Below are 16,583 nucleotides of genomic sequence, written 5' to 3' on the forward strand. Positions count from 1 at the left end.
GGCTTTTTACCATGTTTAAAGGGGTGTTACGAAGTTATGAGTCAACAAGCCATCTATGTCCACATTCCTTTTTGCGAGCATATTTGTCATTACTGTGATTTTAATAAAGTGTTTTTAAAGAATCAGCCTGTTCAAACGTACCTGGAGGCTCTTTTAGATGAAATGAAAAAGGCTCAACGGGAACATCAGGTAGACACTATACGAACCATTTACATCGGTGGAGGCACACCAACCGCGCTGACTGCCAAACAGCTCTCGTTCCTTGTCAAAGGGATGAAAGAGATTTTTCCTCTTGAGAATGTAGAAGAGTGGACGGTGGAAGTGAATCCAGATAGTGCGGAAAAGGAAAAGCTTCAAGCGTTGTTTAATGAAGGTGTGAACCGGTTAAGTATAGGTGTTCAAACGTTTGATCCACACTTACTCGAAGCGATTGGACGAACGCACCGAGCTGACAGTGTGTACGAAGCGGTCAAGACAGCAAGAGAGGTTGGATTTGAAAACCTATCGATTGACCTGATGTTTGGATTGCCACATCAAACCCCTGAATCATTTAGAGAAACACTGGAGCAAGCGACCACTTTAGATGTTGAACATATCTCAGCTTACTCTTTAAAGATTGAAGAAAAAACCGTGTTCTTTAATCGTCAGCGTAAAGGCTCATTGCACTTGCCGCCAGAGGAGCATGAGGTCGAAATGTATCACGACCTTCGTGCGATAACACATGCGGCGGGTTACACTCATTATGAAATTAGTAACTTCTCAAAACCAGGGCACGAAAGTAAGCACAATCTTGTTTATTGGGACAATTCGTCTTATTTTGGTTTTGGAGCAGGTGCGTCTGGTTATATAGAGGGTGTGAGATATCAAAACATTGGTCCTGTGAACCAATACATTGATGCAGTGGAAGCAGACAAGCTACCCAGGTTGAATACTCATGTGGTAACAAAGGTAGAGCAACTCGAGGAAGCAATGTTTTTAGGGTTACGCAAAAGAGATGGAGTACATCCTGATACTTTCTATGCTCAATATGGATTGCGATTTGAAGAAGTATATGAGAAGCAAATTTCAGAGAATCTTCAAAAAGGCCTTCTGGAATACAAAGAAGGAGCGCTCCGACTTACGGATGAAGGACTCCTTTTAGGCAACGAAGTTTTCGAGTCGTTTTTAGCTGTTTTGGATGAGGAAAACCTCGTTTGAAATTCAGGTTTTTTCTCGAAGCATTCATATTGACAAACTCTGACCTATTTGATAACTTATCAATAGAATTAGCACTCGTAATTAGAGAGTGCTAACAGGGGTGATTCGGGATGCTGACAGAAAGACAATTGTCCATTTTGAGTGCGATAGTTGATGAATATATTCGTTCTGCGGAGCCAGTTGGTTCTCGTAGCATCTCAAAGCGTCAAGATATTTCGTTTAGTCCTGCTACGATTAGGAATGATATGTCTGATTTAGAAGAGCTTGGTTTTCTTGAAAAGCCACATAGCTCAGCTGGGCGAATTCCTTCACAAAAGGGCTACCGCTTCTATGTTGATCACTTGTTAATGCCTCACCGGCTAACAGTGAAAGAAAAAGAAAGTATTCATACAGTCTTTTCATCTCAGGCTCAAGAGCTTGAAGAGATGTTTAGACAGTCTGCGCGTATTCTTTCAGAAATGACAAGTTATATTTCAATTGTGCTTGGTCCAGAAATGGAAGATGCAAGATTACGTAATGTGCAAATTGTGCCTTTGTCTTCTGAAAAGGCGATCTTAATTCTCGTTAGCACTACTGGTCATGTTGAGAACCAAATGCTTCATCTTTCTGAAAGAATTGATCCATCAGATTTGGAACGCTTGGTTAATATCATGAATCAACGACTTATGGGAATTCCACTTTACAAACTTCAGTCTGCTATTCAAACTGAAATGGCACAAGTCATGCGTGAACACGTAAAGGCTTATGACTCATTGCTTGAAAGTTTGCAGCTTTCCCTTTCGATGGAACGCCCACATAAGGTGTTTTATAGCGGGAAAACAAACATTTTGAACCAGCCTGAGTTTAGGGATGTAGATAAAGTTCGTTTGCTCTTTAATTTCTTAGAAGAAGATCAGAGCATGCATCAGCTCCTTCGAACACAGAATACTGGGCTACAAGTGAAAATTGGCCATGAAAATCAGCTTGAAGCATTTGATGATTGCAGTATGATTACGGCTGATTATTCAATTGGCAACCAACATGTTGGTACAATTGGGATTATTGGTCCCACTCGGATGGAATATCATCGGGCCATCAAGGTTGTTGATTACCTTTCAAAAGATTTAACAAGGTTATTGACAAAGCTGTATCAATAACACACGAATTGGTAATAGTGACTAGAGCGTACCTTTATTCGTTCTAGTCATCAATACATAGTTAATGGGTTATGGAGGTGAATGTTACGTGAGTAATGAAAACAAACAACAACATGAGCAAGAACAAGAAGAAGCTGAACAAAAAGAGCAAGATCAAGAGCAAGAAATGGCTGATGTGATGGAAGGGCAAGTCATTGAAGAGCAGGATGAAGCAGACGAAGAATCTGCGGAAGCAGCTCATCAAGCAAAAATTGCTGATCTAAACAACCGTTTATTGCGAGTACAAGCTGATTATGATAACTTCCGTAGACGTTCTCGTGAGGAGAAGGAAGCGGCTGCTAAATATAGAGCGCAGGGCTTTATTGAAGAATTGCTTCCTGCTTTAGATAATTTCGAGCGCGCCCTTTCTGTTAAGCCAGAGGGTGAGGAAGCAAAATCACTAGCTCAAGGGTTAAATATGGTTTACAACCAGCTTCAAGAAGCGCTTAAAAAAGAAGGCGTAACGGCTATCGAAACAGTTGGTCAACCGTTTGATCCTCATCTACATCAAGCAGTCATGCAAGTAGAAGAGGAAGGGTTTGAATCAAATCAAGTCGTTGAAGAGCTTCAAAAAGGCTATAAGCTAAAGGATCGTGTATTACGTCCTTCAATGGTAAAAGTAAACGCCTAACACCAAAAAAAATGAACAAATCAGGAGGAAGATCCGATATGAGTAAGATTATTGGAATTGACTTAGGAACAACGAATTCATGTGTTGCAGTAATGGAAGGTGGGGAAGCAACAGTCATCCCTAACCCAGAAGGTAACCGCACAACACCATCAGTTATCGCTTTTAAAGATGGTGAGCGTCTAGTAGGGGAAGTTGCAAAGCGTCAAGCAGTGACAAACCCTAACACAGTTATTTCGATTAAGCGTCACATGGGAACAGACTATAAAGAGACAATTGAAGGAACTGAGTTCACACCTCAAGAGCTTTCAGCTATTATTCTTCAAAAGCTTAAATCAGACGCAGAAGCGTACCTAGGTGAGACAGTTACAAACGCTGTTATCACAGTGCCTGCATACTTTAATGACTCTCAACGTCAAGCAACAAAAGATGCTGGTAAAATCGCTGGTCTTCAAGTAGATCGTATTGTCAACGAGCCAACAGCAGCTGCACTTGCTTACGGACTTGAAAAAGAAGAAGACCAAACAATCCTTGTTTATGACTTAGGTGGCGGTACGTTTGACGTATCTATTCTTGAACTAGGTGACGGATTCTTCGAAGTTAAAGCAACATCTGGTGACAACAAGCTTGGTGGAGATGACTTTGATGAAGTGATCATTAACTACCTTGTAGAACAATTCAAAAAAGACAATGGCATTGACCTTTCACAAGATAAGATGGCGATACAACGTTTGAAAGATGCTGCTGAAAAAGCGAAAAAGGATCTTTCTGGTGTAACACAAACTCAAATTTCACTTCCATTTATCACAGCTGATTCTACAGGTCCTAAGCACCTTGAAATCTCACTAAGCCGTGCTAAATTTGAAGAGATCTCTTCTGATCTTGTAGAACGTACACTTGCGCCAACACGCCGTGCGATGCAAGATGCAGGTCTTTCTGCAAGTGAAATTGATAAAATTGTTCTAGTTGGTGGATCAACTCGTATTCCTGCTGTGCAAGAAGCAATCAAACAACTTACTGGTAAAGACCCTCATAAAGGTGTAAACCCGGATGAAGTAGTAGCACTTGGAGCAGCGATTCAAGCTGGTGTCTTAACTGGAGACGTTAAAGATGTTGTTCTTCTTGACGTAACACCACTTTCACTTGGTATTGAAACAATGGGCGGAGTGTTCACGAAGTTAATCGATCGTAACACGACAATCCCTACATCAAAATCACAAGTGTTCTCTACAGCTGCTGATAATCAACCATCTGTTGATATCCATGTATTACAAGGTGAGCGCGAAATGGCTGCTCATAACAAAACGCTAGGTCGCTTCCAATTAGCGGACATCCCACCAGCACCACGTGGAGTTCCACAAATCGAAGTTGCTTTTGATATTGATGCCAATGGTATCGTAAATGTAAAAGCAAAAGATCTAGGAACAAATAAAGAGCAATCAATTACAATCACATCTTCTTCAGGTTTATCAGATGAAGAAGTAGAACAAATGGTTAAAGATGCTGAGGCAAATGCTGAAGAAGACAAAAAACGTCGTGAAGAAGTAGAACTTCGTAACGAAGCAGATCAGCTTGTATTCTCTACAGACAAAACGCTTAAAGATTTAGGCGATAATGTTGAGCAAGAAGAGAAGGAAAAAGCAGAAGCTGCAAAAGAGAAGCTTAAAGCGGCAATCGAAGCAGATAATCTTGAAGAGATCCGCACAGCGAAAGACGAGCTTCAAGAAATTGTTATGGCTCTAACAACAAAAATGTACGAGCAAGCGGCTCAAGCAGCACAAGCTAATCAAGAGGGCGGAGCAGAAAATGCCCAAGACGATTCAGTTGTAGATGCTGAGTACGAAGAAGTACAAGACGAAGATCAAGACAAAAAAGATAAGTAAGTAATGTGGAAAAGTCAAAGTCAGCATGTAGGACTTTGGCTTTTTCTTTGACTAGAGCGCATCTTGCGCCTTATTGCATAGAGATGGTATGATGAACGTTATGAGTAATTAGCGTATTTTTAATTGGTCGGGAGTGGATAACGTGAGTAAACGAGATTACTATGAAGTACTCGGAGTAGATAAAAATGCTTCTGTTGATGAGGTTAAAAAAGCCTATAGAAAGCTAGCACGTACCTATCATCCAGACGTGAATAAAGCAGATGATGCTGAAGCGAAATTTAAAGAAGTAAAAGAAGCCTATGATGTATTAAGTGATCCGCAGCAGAAATCTCAATATGATCAATTTGGACATACAGATCCGAACCAAGGTTTTGGTGGTGGAGCTGGAGGAGATTTCGGCGGTTTTAACGATATTTTTGATATGTTCTTCGGTGGTGGAGGCGGTGGCAGACGTAATCCAAACGGCCCTCGTCAAGGTGCAGACCTTCAGTACACAATGACTCTAGAGTTCAAAGAAGCTGTCTTCGGTAAAGACACGGAAATTGAAATTCCACGTGAAGAAAACTGTAATACATGTTCTGGTTCAGGGGCGAAGCCTGGAACGAAGCCTGAGACATGTTCACACTGTGGTGGATCTGGTCAATTAAATGTAGAACAGAATACACCATTCGGTCGTGTTGTGAACCGCAGAGTGTGTAACCACTGTGAAGGTACAGGTAAAACCATTAAAGATAAGTGTTCTACTTGTGGCGGTAAAGGAAAAGTGCGTAAGCGTAAGAAGATCAATGTGAAAGTCCCGGCAGGAATTGATCATGGTCAACAAATGCGTGTATCTGGACAAGGGGAACCAGGCACGAATGGTGGTCCAGCTGGAGATCTATATGTTGTATTCAACGTTAAGCCGCATGAATTTTTCGAGCGTGATGGGGAAGACATTCATTGTGAAATGCCTCTTACATTTACACAGGTAGCTTTAGGTGATGAAATTGAGGTGCCAACGTTAAATGGGAAAATCAAGCTGAAGATCCCTGCAGGTACTCAAACTGGAACAAACTTTAGACTACGTGGTAAAGGTGTGCCGAATGTACATGGTCGTGGACAAGGAGATCAGCATGTGATTGTCCGCGTAGTGACGCCGAAAAACCTAAGTGAGAAAGAGAAAGATATCATGAGAGAGTTTGCGGAAACAAACGGTAGTCATACCATTGAAGAACAGGATTCATTCTTTTCTAAAGTGAAACGAGCATTTAAAGGCGAATAACTAAGTACGAAACGAATTATGGGAGTGATTTTAGCTTGAAATGGGCAGAGTTCAGCATTCATACAACACAAGCGGCAGTAGAACCGGTATGTCATATCCTTCACCAATCAGGTGCAAGTGGAGTTGTCATTGAGGATCCAAGCGATTTAGTGAAAGATTGGGATTTAGAGTTTGGAAAGGTGTATGAGCTTTCACCAGATGATTATCCTGAAGAAGGAGTGATCGTTAAAGCTTATTTCCCTGTGAATAGCTTTCTAAATGAAACAATCGAAGAGACAAAAGGTGAGATTAACGGCCTAACTGCTCATCAGATTGACCTTGGTAAAAACAAGGTTACCGTATCTGAGGTGGATGAAGAGGATTGGGCTACTGCCTGGAAAAAGTATTATCATCCCATAAAAGTTTCTAATCAGATTACCATTATCCCGACATGGGAAGAATATACGCCAAATGAAGGTGAAATGATTATTGAGCTTGATCCGGGAATGGCGTTTGGAACAGGAACCCATCCAACAACCATTCTGTCAATTCAAGCGATCGAAAAAACAATCACTGCTGGAGACCGTGTCTTAGATGTAGGCACGGGCTCTGGTGTGCTTGCTATTGCTGCGGCAAAGCTTGCAGCTGAAAAAGTAGATGCTTACGATTTAGATGATGTAGCAGTTACAAGCGCGATTGGTAATGTAGAACTAAATCAAGCGACCTCTATCATTGATGTGAAGCAAAACGACTTAGTAAAAGGTGTGGAGCCTGAGTCATATGACTTAGTCGTCGCAAATATTTTAGCTGAAATCATTACTTCGTTTACAGATGATGTTTTTTCCATTCTACGTCCAGGTGGCACATACGTAACATCAGGTATCATTCAACGTAAAAAACAAGATGTAAAAGATGCATTAACTGCTTCTGGATTTCTGATTACTGAAATCACTGAGATGGAAGATTGGGTAGCAATGACAGCTATCAAACCAGAGGATTCTAAGTAATGCAACGGTACTTTGTAGAAAATGAGCAAATGTCGGACAAGCGTGTCACAATTGGTAGGGATGATGCAGCTCATATTACAAAAGTAATGCGTATGCAACCAGGGGATTTGATTGTTTGTATTAACCAAGATAAACGAGCTGTTTCATGTGAGCTGGAAACCGTTGCAATGACTGAAGTGACAGCTCTGATTAAAGAGGAGCTTCAAACAAATACAGAGCTTCCTATTTCGGTTACGATTGCTCAAGGCCTACCTAAAGGGGATAAGCTTGATCTCATTGTGCAAAAAGGGACGGAGCTTGGGGCAGTGGGATTTTTGCCTTTTTCTGCAGCTCGTTCGATTGTGAAATGGGACGCTAAGAAGGGTGCAAAGAAACAGGAGCGGTTGGAGAAAATTGCAAAAGAATCAGCTGAACAATCCTATCGATTAATCGTTCCAACGATACATTCTAGCTCTTCAATAAAACAACTGGCGGAATTGATTAACACATTTACAGCATGCGTTGTGTTGGCAGAAGAAGAGGCAAAGGCTAATGAAACTCAAGCTTTTGCAGCCCAGCTACAAGGACTGAATCCAGGTGATTCTTTGTTATTGATTATTGGTCCAGAAGGCGGAATAACAAAAGAAGAACAACTGGAATTTGAGCGTGCGGGTGCCAAAGCCTGTGGACTAGGACCCAGAATATTACGTACGGAAACAGCATCGCTTGCAGCGCTCGCAGCGATTTCGTACCATTATGAATTAATGAGGTGATTGTATGGCTACGGTCGCATTTCACACTTTAGGATGTAAAGTGAACCATTATGAAACAGAAGCGATTTGGCAATTATTTAAAAGTGAGAATTACGAAAAAGTAGAGTTTGAACAAGCTTCGGATGTTTATGTTATTAATACATGTACTGTAACAAATACAGGGGACAAGAAAAGTCGTCAGGTCATTCGTCGTGCCATTCGTAAGAATCCTGATGCGGTTATTTGTGTTACAGGCTGCTACGCCCAAACCTCACCAGCTGAGATTATGGCAATTCCGGGCGTTGATATTGTAGTTGGTACACAAGATCGTACGAAAATGATTAGTTACATCGAACAATTTAAGCAAGAACGTACACCAATTAATGGTGTTGGCAACATCATGAAATCTCGTGTATATGAAGAGTTAGATGTACCGGCTTTCACAGATCGTACAAGAGCTTCTTTAAAAATCCAAGAAGGCTGTAACAACTTCTGTACATTCTGCATTATTCCTTGGGCGCGAGGACTCATGAGATCAAGACAGCCAGAGGATGTCATCAAGCAAGCAACTCAGCTTGTTGAAGCTGGTTACAAAGAGATTGTCTTAACTGGTATTCATACAGGTGGCTATGGAGAGGACCTTAAAGACTACAGTTTAGCACGTCTATTAAAAGATCTTGAGAACGTACAAGGTCTGAAACGAATTCGTATTTCATCTATTGAAGCAAGTCAGCTGACAGATGAAGTAATCGCTGTTATTAATGATTCCGAGAAAGTAGTACGTCATCTGCATATTCCGCTACAATCGGGCTCTGACACTGTTCTAAAGAGAATGAGACGTAAGTACACAATGAGCTTCTTTGCAGAGCGATTGGATCGTCTAAAAGAAGCGTTGCCTGGTCTTGCGGTGACGTCTGATGTCATTGTTGGATTCCCTGGAGAAACGGAAGAAGAATTCCAGGAAACATATGACTTTATCGCAAAGCATAAATTTAGTGAGCTTCATGTCTTCCCATACTCTAAGCGTACAGGAACACCAGCTGCAAGAATGGACGAGCAAGTGGATGAGGCGATAAAGAATGAGCGTGTTCATAAGCTTATTCAATTATCTGATCAGCTTGCCAAGGAATATGCGTCTACATTCCACGATGAAGTGCTAGAAATGATTCCTGAGGAAGTAGATCAAGAACATCCTGACTTCTTAGTAGGCTACACAGATAATTATCTTCGTGTACGAGTGAAGCTAAGTGAAGATTTTATCGGGCATATTGTAAAAGTGAAGCTTACTAAGCCCGGTTACCCAGTTAATGACGCTGATTTTGTTCGTGTGATGCAAGATGAAGAAACCCAACAAAAAGTAGTGAACTATTAAATCGGAGGTCACATTATGACTAAACAAAGTTTAGCTGCATTGATTGATCATACTGCCCTAAAGCCAGATACATCAGAAGAACAAATTCGTACTCTTTGCGAGGAAGCGAGTACGTACCAATTTGCTTCTGTTTGTGTAAACCCTACATGGGTCCCACTTGCATCAGATCTTTTAAAAGGGTCTGATGAGGTAAAGGTATGTACAGTTATAGGGTTCCCACTCGGTGCAAATCAAACAGCTACAAAAGCATTTGAGACCACTCAGGCCATTAAAGACGGTGCAGATGAAGTAGACATGGTTATCAATATTGCGGCGCTTAAAGCAATGAACCATACGCTTGTCGAGGAAGACATTCGTGCGGTTGTAGATGCAGCAAAAGGTCAAGCATTAGTAAAAGTAATTATTGAGACCTGTCTGTTAACAGATGAGGAGAAAAAAGCAGCATGTGAACTTGCAGTTAAAGCAGGTGCAGATTTCGTAAAAACCTCAACTGGATTTTCAACGGGTGGTGCAACGGTAGCGGATATTGAGTTAATGCGCACAACAGTTGGACCAGAAGTAGGAGTAAAAGCCTCTGGCGGAGTAAGAAGCTTAGAGGACGCCGAACAAATGATTGAGGCAGGTGCAACCCGTATTGGAGCAAGCTCGGGTGTAGCGATCATGAAAGGGTTACAAGGCGAATCAGGATATTAAAAAAAGCAGGTATTTGAGCATTGCTCAAATACCTGTTTTTTTGTTAATGCTTGCGATGAATGAACTCAATAAATTTCGTAAATGGCTTAACAAGAGGTAAAAGTAGGATCGAACAAATGACATTAAACAACACACTCGCATGAGCAAGCTGTACACTAGGATGATCGGATAACAGCATCGAAATATTTGCTAGCCCATGAATAAATGGGAGAAAGCAAAGAGCTCCAAGCGTATTCACCCAAACGTTTGCAAAAGCAACTTTTTTAGCAGCTTGATTTGTTCCGATGCTTGCAAGAAGTGCAGTTAAGCAAGTACCAATGTTAGAACCAATCATAATCGCAATGGCTGTTGGCAGACTCATACTCATATCCTCTAAAAAGCCCATGGCAATGGCGATACATGCTGTACTGGATTGAATAATTGCAGCTAAAATGGCGCCCACAAGCATTCCGTTTACAGAGTAAGATGAGGCCCAATCAAAGAAGTTTACGGCAGCGGGGAAGGCTGCGACAGGCTCTGCTAAGGAAGAGAAACCACTCATTGATAAAAATAAGCAGGCAAGTCCAACGAATAAACTGCCTAGTGAATATGTCAGCCTATGACGAACAAGAAGAAGGATCATACCTATTGCTAGAATCCATAAGGCGTATGAATCAATCTGAAAGGTAATTAATTCAGCAGTGATTGTTGTACCGATATTCGCTCCTAAGATGACACCAATCGTATGAGTGAATGGGATCATCCTCGCTGCCACTAGCCCAACTAACATCACCATTACGGCTGTACTACTTTGGAGAATGGCCGTAATAATCATGCCAATTAGCATCCCTTTCCAAGCAGAATCAGTCAACGTGGTAAGCCATCCTTGTAATCTAGCTTGAGCTAGCTGGTAAAGGCCGTGTCTCATCACAATTAATCCAAATAAAAAAATAGCTAGATAGGCGATAAAGCGGGTACTGATTTCTGCGAACATGTCGTCACCTCTATACCATGCATATGGACAGGGTGTAGGTTTCATGTGCACTTTTTGCACGAAAAACGTAATGAAAACGCACAAATTAACAGTTTAGGGTTGCCGAAAGACGGTTGACCGATTATAATCAAATATATTATAATAGCTAAAGACGTGTATGAAGCATATCTGCGTCTTGAGCTTGGTTGTTTTCGGAGGGAGGGAAATATCATGGCAGAAACTCGCGTTCGCAAAAACGAATCGATTGATGCTGCACTTCGTCGCTTTAAGAAGTCTATCTCTAAAGAGGGAACGTTGGCTGAGGTTAAAAAACGTAAGCACTACGAAAAGCCTAGTGTGAAGCGTAAAAAGAAATCTGAAGCCGCTAGAAAACGTAAATTCTAATTTAGGCTTTCTTTGAAAGGGTGAATTCACCTGAGTCTTCTTGAACGGTTAAACCAGGATATGAAGCTAGCGATGAAGAGTAAAAATAAACTAGAACTAGCTGTAATACGGATGGTCAAAGCTTCCATTCAGAATGAGCAGATTAAACTAGGGCATGAATTATCTGAAGAAGATAGCCTAACGGTGCTGAATCGTGAGCTTAAACAGCGCAAGGATTCCCTCCACGAGTTTGAGCAGGCGGGTCGTGAAGATCTGGCGACGCGGCAACGTGAAGAAATTGCTGTCCTTCATAAGTACTTGCCCGAGCAGCTTACTGAGGATGAAGTGAGACAAATCGTAGCAGAAACGATTGCCGAAACCGGTGCCGAGAACAAATCGGACATGGGTAAGGTTATGGGTGCCATTATGCCTAAGGTTAAAGGTAAGGCAGATGGATCTGTGATTAATCGTCTCGTTCTAGAGTCGCTTTCATAAAAATGTATTCAAAGCCGGTCTCCTTGAGATCGGCTTTTTGTCATTTGAGCAAACCGTCATGAAAGCGTCACCGCCGAAAAGTGGAATGTCCTATGAACATCGTGCTACACTTAAAGTAACTGAGAAAAAAATCAAACGAGTGAAAAAAAGTGAAACCTTATTTTCGTTCATTCGTACATGATACTATACATCTCTGGAAGGGGGGAGGGTGTGAACCGAATGAGGAAAGCCATTCTCTTATTATCACTTTCAGCTCTGTTTCTTGGAATTCTATTAATACCTTTCCAATTGTACATGGTAGCAACAACGACGGAGGATAAACCGAGTGTCTATGTTATACCAATTGAGCAAACAGTTGAGCGAGGATTAGAGAAATTTCTTGAACGTGCACTTGCTGAAGCTGAAAGAGAGCAAGCGGATCACATTATCTTAGATATTGATACACCGGGTGGAGCAGTTGATGCGGCAGGAAACATTGCTCAGCTTCTTAACCAAACGGATATCACTACTACGGCCTATGTTAATCCAGATGCGATCTCAGCGGGGGCATACATTGCTTTAAATGCAGATCAAATTGTTATGCATCCACAAGGAAGCATGGGAGCGGCTGGAGTTATTGATGGAGCAGGGAATGCGGCAGAAGAAAAAGCGCAATCCTATTGGCTGAATCAAATGAAAAATGCCGCAGAGAAAAATAAAAGGGATCCTCAATTTGCATTGGCTATGGCAAGTACTAACCATGATCTCCCGCAATTTAACTCACCAGAAGGAAGCTATCTAACACTTGGTGCAGAGGATGCCATAGAGGTTAAGTATTCAGAAGGCACAGCTAGATCGATCGATGAGTTACTTGCGTTGGATATTGTGAATTTACCTGATGCAGAAGTAATTAACTCTGAAGTCAGTTTTGCTGAAAAGATTGCTCGGTTTGTGACAAACCCGATCGTCATTCCAATCCTATTATCAGTAGGTAGTTTGGGTCTGATTTTAGAGTTATATACTCCGGGATTTGGTATTCCAGGAATGATAGGGCTTGCGTCGTTAGGACTCTTCTTTTTTGGTCATTTGTTTGCGGGTTTTGCAGGATGGGAATCCATTATTCTCTTTTCTGTAGGTGTGATCCTCATTGTCATAGAGATTTTTATACCTGGCTTTGGGGTGTTTGGGGTGTTAGGTATTGCGTCCATTATCAGTGGTCTTTTCTTAGCATCCTTTTCGACCGCAACAATGCTTTTTGCAGTAGGAGTGGCTTTAATCGTATCATTATTAGCTGCGATCCTCTTATTCCGTTTCCTTGGAGGTCGCGGGCCGTGGAAGAAAATGGTCTTAAAAACATCAACAACAAGTGAAGAAGGATATCTTTCTAATGAGACGCGTGCGGAGCTTCTTTCCCAGCATGGTAAGGCTTTAACGAGACTAAGTCCTGCTGGATTTGCTCAGTTTGGTGAAGAACGCCTTGACGTGGTTTCAGAGGGTGGATATATTGAACAAGGTAGCTTATTGAAGGTCGTCTATACATCAGGGTCACGTATTGTGGTTCGAGAAGTGCAGATTGATCATAAACAAAAGGAGGAATAAGATATGCCATTTGATAATGATGGAACGATTTTCATTCTTATCGCTATAGCAGTAGTAATTATACTTCTTGCTGTACTATTTACATTTGTTCCAGTTGCACTATGGATCTCAGCCATTGCTGCAGGAGTGAAAATCAGTATTTTTGAGTTAATTGGGATGAGACTTCGTCGAGTTGTACCTGCTCGTGTTGTAAACCCGTTAATCAAAGCGGTAAAAGCAGGAATTGACTTAGATACGTCAAGACTAGAAGGACACTATTTAGCAGGTGGTAATGTGGACCGCGTAGTTAATGCTCTAATCGCAGCACAACGCGCAAACATTGAATTGCCATTTGAACGTGCGGCTGCTATCGACTTAGCAGGTCGTGACGTACTTGAAGCTGTTCAAATGAGTGTTAACCCTAAAGTAATTGAAACACCTTTCATCGCTGGTGTGGCAATGGATGGTATTGAAATCAAAGCAAAATCTAGAATTACGGTTCGTGCAAACATTGATCGCCTTGTCGGGGGTGCCGGTGAAGATACGGTTATCGCTCGTGTTGGTGAGGGGATTGTTTCTACAATTGGTTCGCAAAAAGACCATAAGAAAGTCCTTGAAAATCCTGATATGATTTCTCAAACCGTATTATCAAAAGGATTAGATTCAGGAACAGCATTCGAAATCCTTTCCATCGATATTGCCGATATTGATATTGGTAAAAACATTGGTGCAGAGCTACAAACAGATCAAGCGGAAGCTGATAAGAACATTGCACAAGCAAAAGCAGAGGAACGTCGTGCAATGGCTGTAGCACAAGAGCAGGAAATGAAAGCGCGTGTTGAAGAAATGCGTGCAAAAGTTGTGGAAGCCGAAGCAGAAGTACCACTTGCGTTATCTGAAGCACTACGCACAGGTCGCATGGGTGTAATGGATTACATGAATTATCAGAACGTAATGGCAGATACTGATATGAGAGATTCCATTAGTAAGTCAACGGATGATAATGATTCAACAAACAACGATAGTAACTAATTTGCCTTTCCTTTGAAAAGGAGGGATACACAGTGGAAGAGTTAATTTCGACTTTACTCGGAAGCCCCCTTTTAATCTTCTTTATCATAGCGATTATTAGCTTTTTAGGTCGTATGGTTAAAGGTGCGGGGCAAACGAATCAACAACAGGGTCAAAACCAACCTCAACAAAAGCAAGAGGAGTCAAAAGAAATCAATTGGCGCGATATCTTTACACAAGAAGAGGTAAAAGCAGAGCCCCAACCAAGGCAGCAACAAGAGCCGGATATGGTGACGGATCAATATGCCCCTTCTCAACATCGTGAACAAGAGACGACTCAAGCAACAAATGGTAGAAATGAATTATATGATAGGCTAGAAGAATATAAACGAAGAAAGCGTGAAACAGAGGAACAGGCTCCTAGGCAGGTTCAGCTGAGTGTCACGTCTGATAACCGTACACATTCTTCGGGTCACCTTGATATAAGTGTGAAAAACTTATCAAAACAAGAAGCGATGAAAGCTGTTGTGTGGGCAGAAGTTCTTGGCAAGCCTCGCTCAAGAAACCCACATAAAGCATTTGCACCAACGCGTCATAAGTAATTTAAACACACAGAACACAGATGGAGGTCTTTAGACTTTCATCTGTGTTCTTTTTTTGTTTTCACGTACGCTCCGATGTGGAATAAAGTGATATCCTGCTTCGTTTTAACATAAGCATACATGGAGGGGGAATGGTGCATGGGAAAACTGATGGGACCTGTACGAAAATGGATGATGCAGCATATGCAGCTTCCCGCAGATGTCATGATGGACCTGCCCAGGATTACGATGATTGGTCAGTTGCATATCTATATTGAAAATCATAAAGGAGTACTTAGGTTTTCAACTTCCGAATTACGGTTGTTATTAAAGCAAGGCCAAGTATTAATCAAAGGGGACCAATTTGTGATCAAAACCATTTATCCGGAAGAGTTATTGCTTGAAGGTAGAATTGATCAAGTAATCTACATCAATGACTCAGATGATCACTCCTAATATAGATTGTGTTGATAAAGGGGGATATTATGTTAAATCATTGGATGACACACTTAAAGGGCTACGTGTTTGTTGAATTAACAGGCGTTTACACAGAGCGTCTGTTAAACGCATGCTTGCATAATGGACTAGCCATTTGGTCGGTCCGAAAAATGGGTGAGGATCGAATTGGCTTTCATATTGCTTTAGGAGACATCGTGATGTTGAAGAGGTTACGTAAACAGTATGAATGTAAGCTGTACTTTAAGAGGCGATACGGTATCCCTTTCTTACTGATGAAGATGAAAAAACGTAGCGGATTTACTCTTGGTCTACTAAGTTTCTTTGTCTTAATGCTGGTATGTTCTCAGATGGTCTGGGGTATACAGGTAAAAGGGGGCTCACCAAAAATCGCAAATGAAGTTCAACAAGCTGCAACAGAACTTGGTATTAAAAGAGGGACGTTCCAAGCACAGCTGCCACCAGTAGAGAAAATCCAACAGGAGATTCAACAGAGAGTAACAGATGCAACCTGGATTGGGGTAAGGCAAAAAGGAACGATCTATGAGTTTGAGATTGTTGAGCATCAATTACCTGAAGAAGCCGAGTTATTGAGTCCTAGACATTTAGTTGCCTCAAAGAAGGCAGTTATTTATAAAATGTTTGTTGAACATGGTCACCCTGAAGTGAAAGTGAATGACTACGTGATGCCTGGAGATCTTTTAGTATCAGGAACAATCGGTACAAAAGAAGATCGTATGCAAACTGTGCCAGCAAAAGGACAAGTTTTAGGAGAAATATGGTACACTTCTAAAGTAAGCGTTCCATTAGAAGCTTCCTTTACAACGTTAACAGGAAAGCATTCATCAAGATATTCACTGACGTACAATGACTGGCGACTTCCAATTTGGGGATTTGGTAAACCGGATTATCCAGAAGTACAGGAGTTTGAAAAGGAGAAATCCCTTGATCTGTTCGGTTGGGAATTTCCTATCTCTCTAACCCATAAGGAAATTCATGAAACCTATTCGTTTAATCGCACGTACACTGAGGAAGAGGCCAAGCAGGTTGGTATGGAACAAGCAGAACATGAATTAAGAGAACAGCTACCAGACGATGCAGAGATTTTAAGTGGAAAACTTTTGCACGAAGCGGTTGACAATGGTAAAGTGAACCTATCGATACATTATCAGGTCATTGAAGATATTGCGAAGGAAAAACCGATAATTCAAGGAGATTGAG

General features: G+C 41.4%; 17 protein-coding genes. 16 read left to right on the top strand and 1 reads right to left on the bottom strand.

Annotated elements, in window-relative coordinates; all coding sequences use genetic code 11:
- Window positions 1–36: 36 nt before the first annotated feature.
- The 9 genes from hemW (at window position 37) to deoC (ending at window position 9,926) form a co-directional block, all read left to right on the top strand.
- Window positions 37–1,197 (top strand): radical SAM family heme chaperone HemW, encoded by a 1,161-nt coding sequence (gene hemW, locus NSQ54_07445; protein WYP27915.1) that lies wholly within the window; start codon window positions 37–39, stop codon window positions 1,195–1,197.
- 110 nt (window positions 1,198–1,307) lie between these two features.
- Window positions 1,308–2,333, top strand: coding sequence for a heat-inducible transcriptional repressor HrcA (gene hrcA / locus NSQ54_07450; protein ID WYP27916.1), 1,026 nt, complete (start codon window positions 1,308–1,310; stop codon window positions 2,331–2,333).
- 88 nt (window positions 2,334–2,421) lie between these two features.
- Entirely contained in the window at window positions 2,422–3,003 is a 582-nt protein-coding gene (gene grpE / locus NSQ54_07455) for a nucleotide exchange factor GrpE (GenBank protein WYP27917.1), read from the top strand.
- A gap of 38 nt (window positions 3,004–3,041) precedes the next feature.
- Window positions 3,042–4,883, top strand: coding sequence for a molecular chaperone DnaK (gene dnaK / locus NSQ54_07460; GenBank protein ID WYP27918.1), 1,842 nt, complete (start codon window positions 3,042–3,044; stop codon window positions 4,881–4,883).
- Between the two features lie 142 nt (window positions 4,884–5,025).
- Complete coding sequence (gene dnaJ, locus NSQ54_07465; GenBank protein WYP27919.1) at window positions 5,026–6,144, top strand: molecular chaperone DnaJ; 1,119 nt, start codon at window positions 5,026–5,028, stop codon at window positions 6,142–6,144.
- Window positions 6,145–6,179: 35 nt separating this feature from the next.
- Entirely contained in the window at window positions 6,180–7,130 is a 951-nt protein-coding gene (gene prmA, locus NSQ54_07470) for a 50S ribosomal protein L11 methyltransferase (protein WYP27920.1), read from the top strand.
- Window positions 7,130–7,882 (top strand): 16S rRNA (uracil(1498)-N(3))-methyltransferase, encoded by a 753-nt coding sequence (locus NSQ54_07475; GenBank protein ID WYP27921.1) that lies wholly within the window; start codon window positions 7,130–7,132, stop codon window positions 7,880–7,882. The genes prmA and NSQ54_07475 overlap by 1 nt, the downstream gene beginning before the upstream one ends.
- A 4-nt stretch (window positions 7,883–7,886) precedes the next feature.
- Window positions 7,887–9,233, top strand: a complete 1,347-nt coding sequence (gene mtaB / locus NSQ54_07480; GenBank protein WYP27922.1) for a tRNA (N(6)-L-threonylcarbamoyladenosine(37)-C(2))-methylthiotransferase MtaB — start codon at window positions 7,887–7,889, stop codon at window positions 9,231–9,233.
- Between the two features lie 15 nt (window positions 9,234–9,248).
- Entirely contained in the window at window positions 9,249–9,926 is a 678-nt protein-coding gene (gene deoC / locus NSQ54_07485) for a deoxyribose-phosphate aldolase (protein WYP27923.1), read from the top strand.
- Window positions 9,927–9,969: 43 nt separating this feature from the next.
- On the opposite strand, the gene NSQ54_07490 is transcribed toward deoC, so the two are convergent.
- Entirely contained in the window at window positions 9,970–10,899 is a 930-nt protein-coding gene (locus tag NSQ54_07490) for a Na/Pi symporter (GenBank protein WYP27924.1), read from the bottom strand.
- 210 nt (window positions 10,900–11,109) lie between these two features.
- On the opposite strand from NSQ54_07490, the gene rpsU reads away from it, so the two are divergent.
- The 7 genes from rpsU to yqfD all read left to right on the top strand — a co-directional run bounded on the left by rpsU (window position 11,110) and on the right by yqfD (window position 16,582).
- On the top strand, window positions 11,110–11,283 hold the full coding sequence (gene rpsU, locus NSQ54_07495; GenBank protein WYP27925.1) for a 30S ribosomal protein S21: 174 nt from the start codon (window positions 11,110–11,112) through the stop codon (window positions 11,281–11,283).
- A gap of 30 nt (window positions 11,284–11,313) precedes the next feature.
- Window positions 11,314–11,757, top strand: a complete 444-nt coding sequence (locus NSQ54_07500) for a GatB/YqeY domain-containing protein (GenBank protein ID WYP28519.1) — start codon at window positions 11,314–11,316, stop codon at window positions 11,755–11,757.
- Between the two features lie 219 nt (window positions 11,758–11,976).
- Window positions 11,977–13,335: a nodulation protein NfeD gene (locus NSQ54_07505; protein WYP28520.1), complete on the top strand. Its 1,359-nt coding sequence runs from the start codon at window positions 11,977–11,979 to the stop codon at window positions 13,333–13,335.
- Window positions 13,336–13,338: 3 nt separating this feature from the next.
- A complete protein-coding gene (floA, locus tag NSQ54_07510) occupies window positions 13,339–14,346 on the top strand; it encodes a flotillin-like protein FloA (protein WYP27926.1) in 1,008 nt (335 codons plus the stop codon).
- 32 nt (window positions 14,347–14,378) lie between these two features.
- Window positions 14,379–14,927: a hypothetical protein gene (locus tag NSQ54_07515; protein WYP27927.1), complete on the top strand. Its 549-nt coding sequence runs from the start codon at window positions 14,379–14,381 to the stop codon at window positions 14,925–14,927.
- 138 nt (window positions 14,928–15,065) lie between these two features.
- Window positions 15,066–15,362 (top strand): sporulation protein YqfC, encoded by a 297-nt coding sequence (gene yqfC, locus NSQ54_07520; protein WYP27928.1) that lies wholly within the window; start codon window positions 15,066–15,068, stop codon window positions 15,360–15,362.
- A gap of 29 nt (window positions 15,363–15,391) precedes the next feature.
- Window positions 15,392–16,582 carry a sporulation protein YqfD gene (gene yqfD, locus NSQ54_07525; protein WYP27929.1) on the top strand — a complete coding sequence of 397 codons (1,191 nt, stop codon included), beginning with the start codon at window positions 15,392–15,394 and terminating at the stop codon, window positions 16,580–16,582.
- Window position 16,583 lies beyond the last annotated feature (1 nt).

It is taken from the genome of Alkalihalobacillus sp. FSL W8-0930, assembly GCA_037965595.1.
Lineage (GTDB): Bacteria > Bacillota > Bacilli > Bacillales > Bacillaceae_D > Alkalicoccobacillus.

Excerpts from the sequence above, each read along its gene's own strand:
- hemW (WYP27915.1), top strand. The coding sequence starts at position 37 with ATGAGTCAACAAGCCATCTATGTCCACATTCCTTTTTGCGAGCATATT.
- hrcA (WYP27916.1), top strand. The coding sequence starts at position 1,308 with ATGCTGACAGAAAGACAATTGTCCATTTTGAGTGCGATAGTTGATGAA.
- dnaK (WYP27918.1), top strand. The coding sequence starts at position 3,042 with ATGAGTAAGATTATTGGAATTGACTTAGGAACAACGAATTCATGTGTT.
- NSQ54_07475 (WYP27921.1), top strand. The coding sequence starts at position 7,130 with ATGCAACGGTACTTTGTAGAAAATGAGCAAATGTCGGACAAGCGTGTC.
- mtaB (WYP27922.1), top strand. The coding sequence starts at position 7,887 with ATGGCTACGGTCGCATTTCACACTTTAGGATGTAAAGTGAACCATTAT.
- deoC (WYP27923.1), top strand. The coding sequence starts at position 9,249 with ATGACTAAACAAAGTTTAGCTGCATTGATTGATCATACTGCCCTAAAG.
- NSQ54_07490 (WYP27924.1), bottom strand. The coding sequence starts at position 10,899 with ATGTTCGCAGAAATCAGTACCCGCTTTATCGCCTATCTAGCTATTTTT.
- rpsU (WYP27925.1), top strand. The coding sequence starts at position 11,110 with ATGGCAGAAACTCGCGTTCGCAAAAACGAATCGATTGATGCTGCACTT.
- NSQ54_07505 (WYP28520.1), top strand. The coding sequence starts at position 11,977 with ATGAGGAAAGCCATTCTCTTATTATCACTTTCAGCTCTGTTTCTTGGA.
- floA (WYP27926.1), top strand. The coding sequence starts at position 13,339 with ATGCCATTTGATAATGATGGAACGATTTTCATTCTTATCGCTATAGCA.
- yqfC (WYP27928.1), top strand. The coding sequence starts at position 15,066 with ATGGGAAAACTGATGGGACCTGTACGAAAATGGATGATGCAGCATATG.
- yqfD (WYP27929.1), top strand. The coding sequence starts at position 15,392 with ATGTTAAATCATTGGATGACACACTTAAAGGGCTACGTGTTTGTTGAA.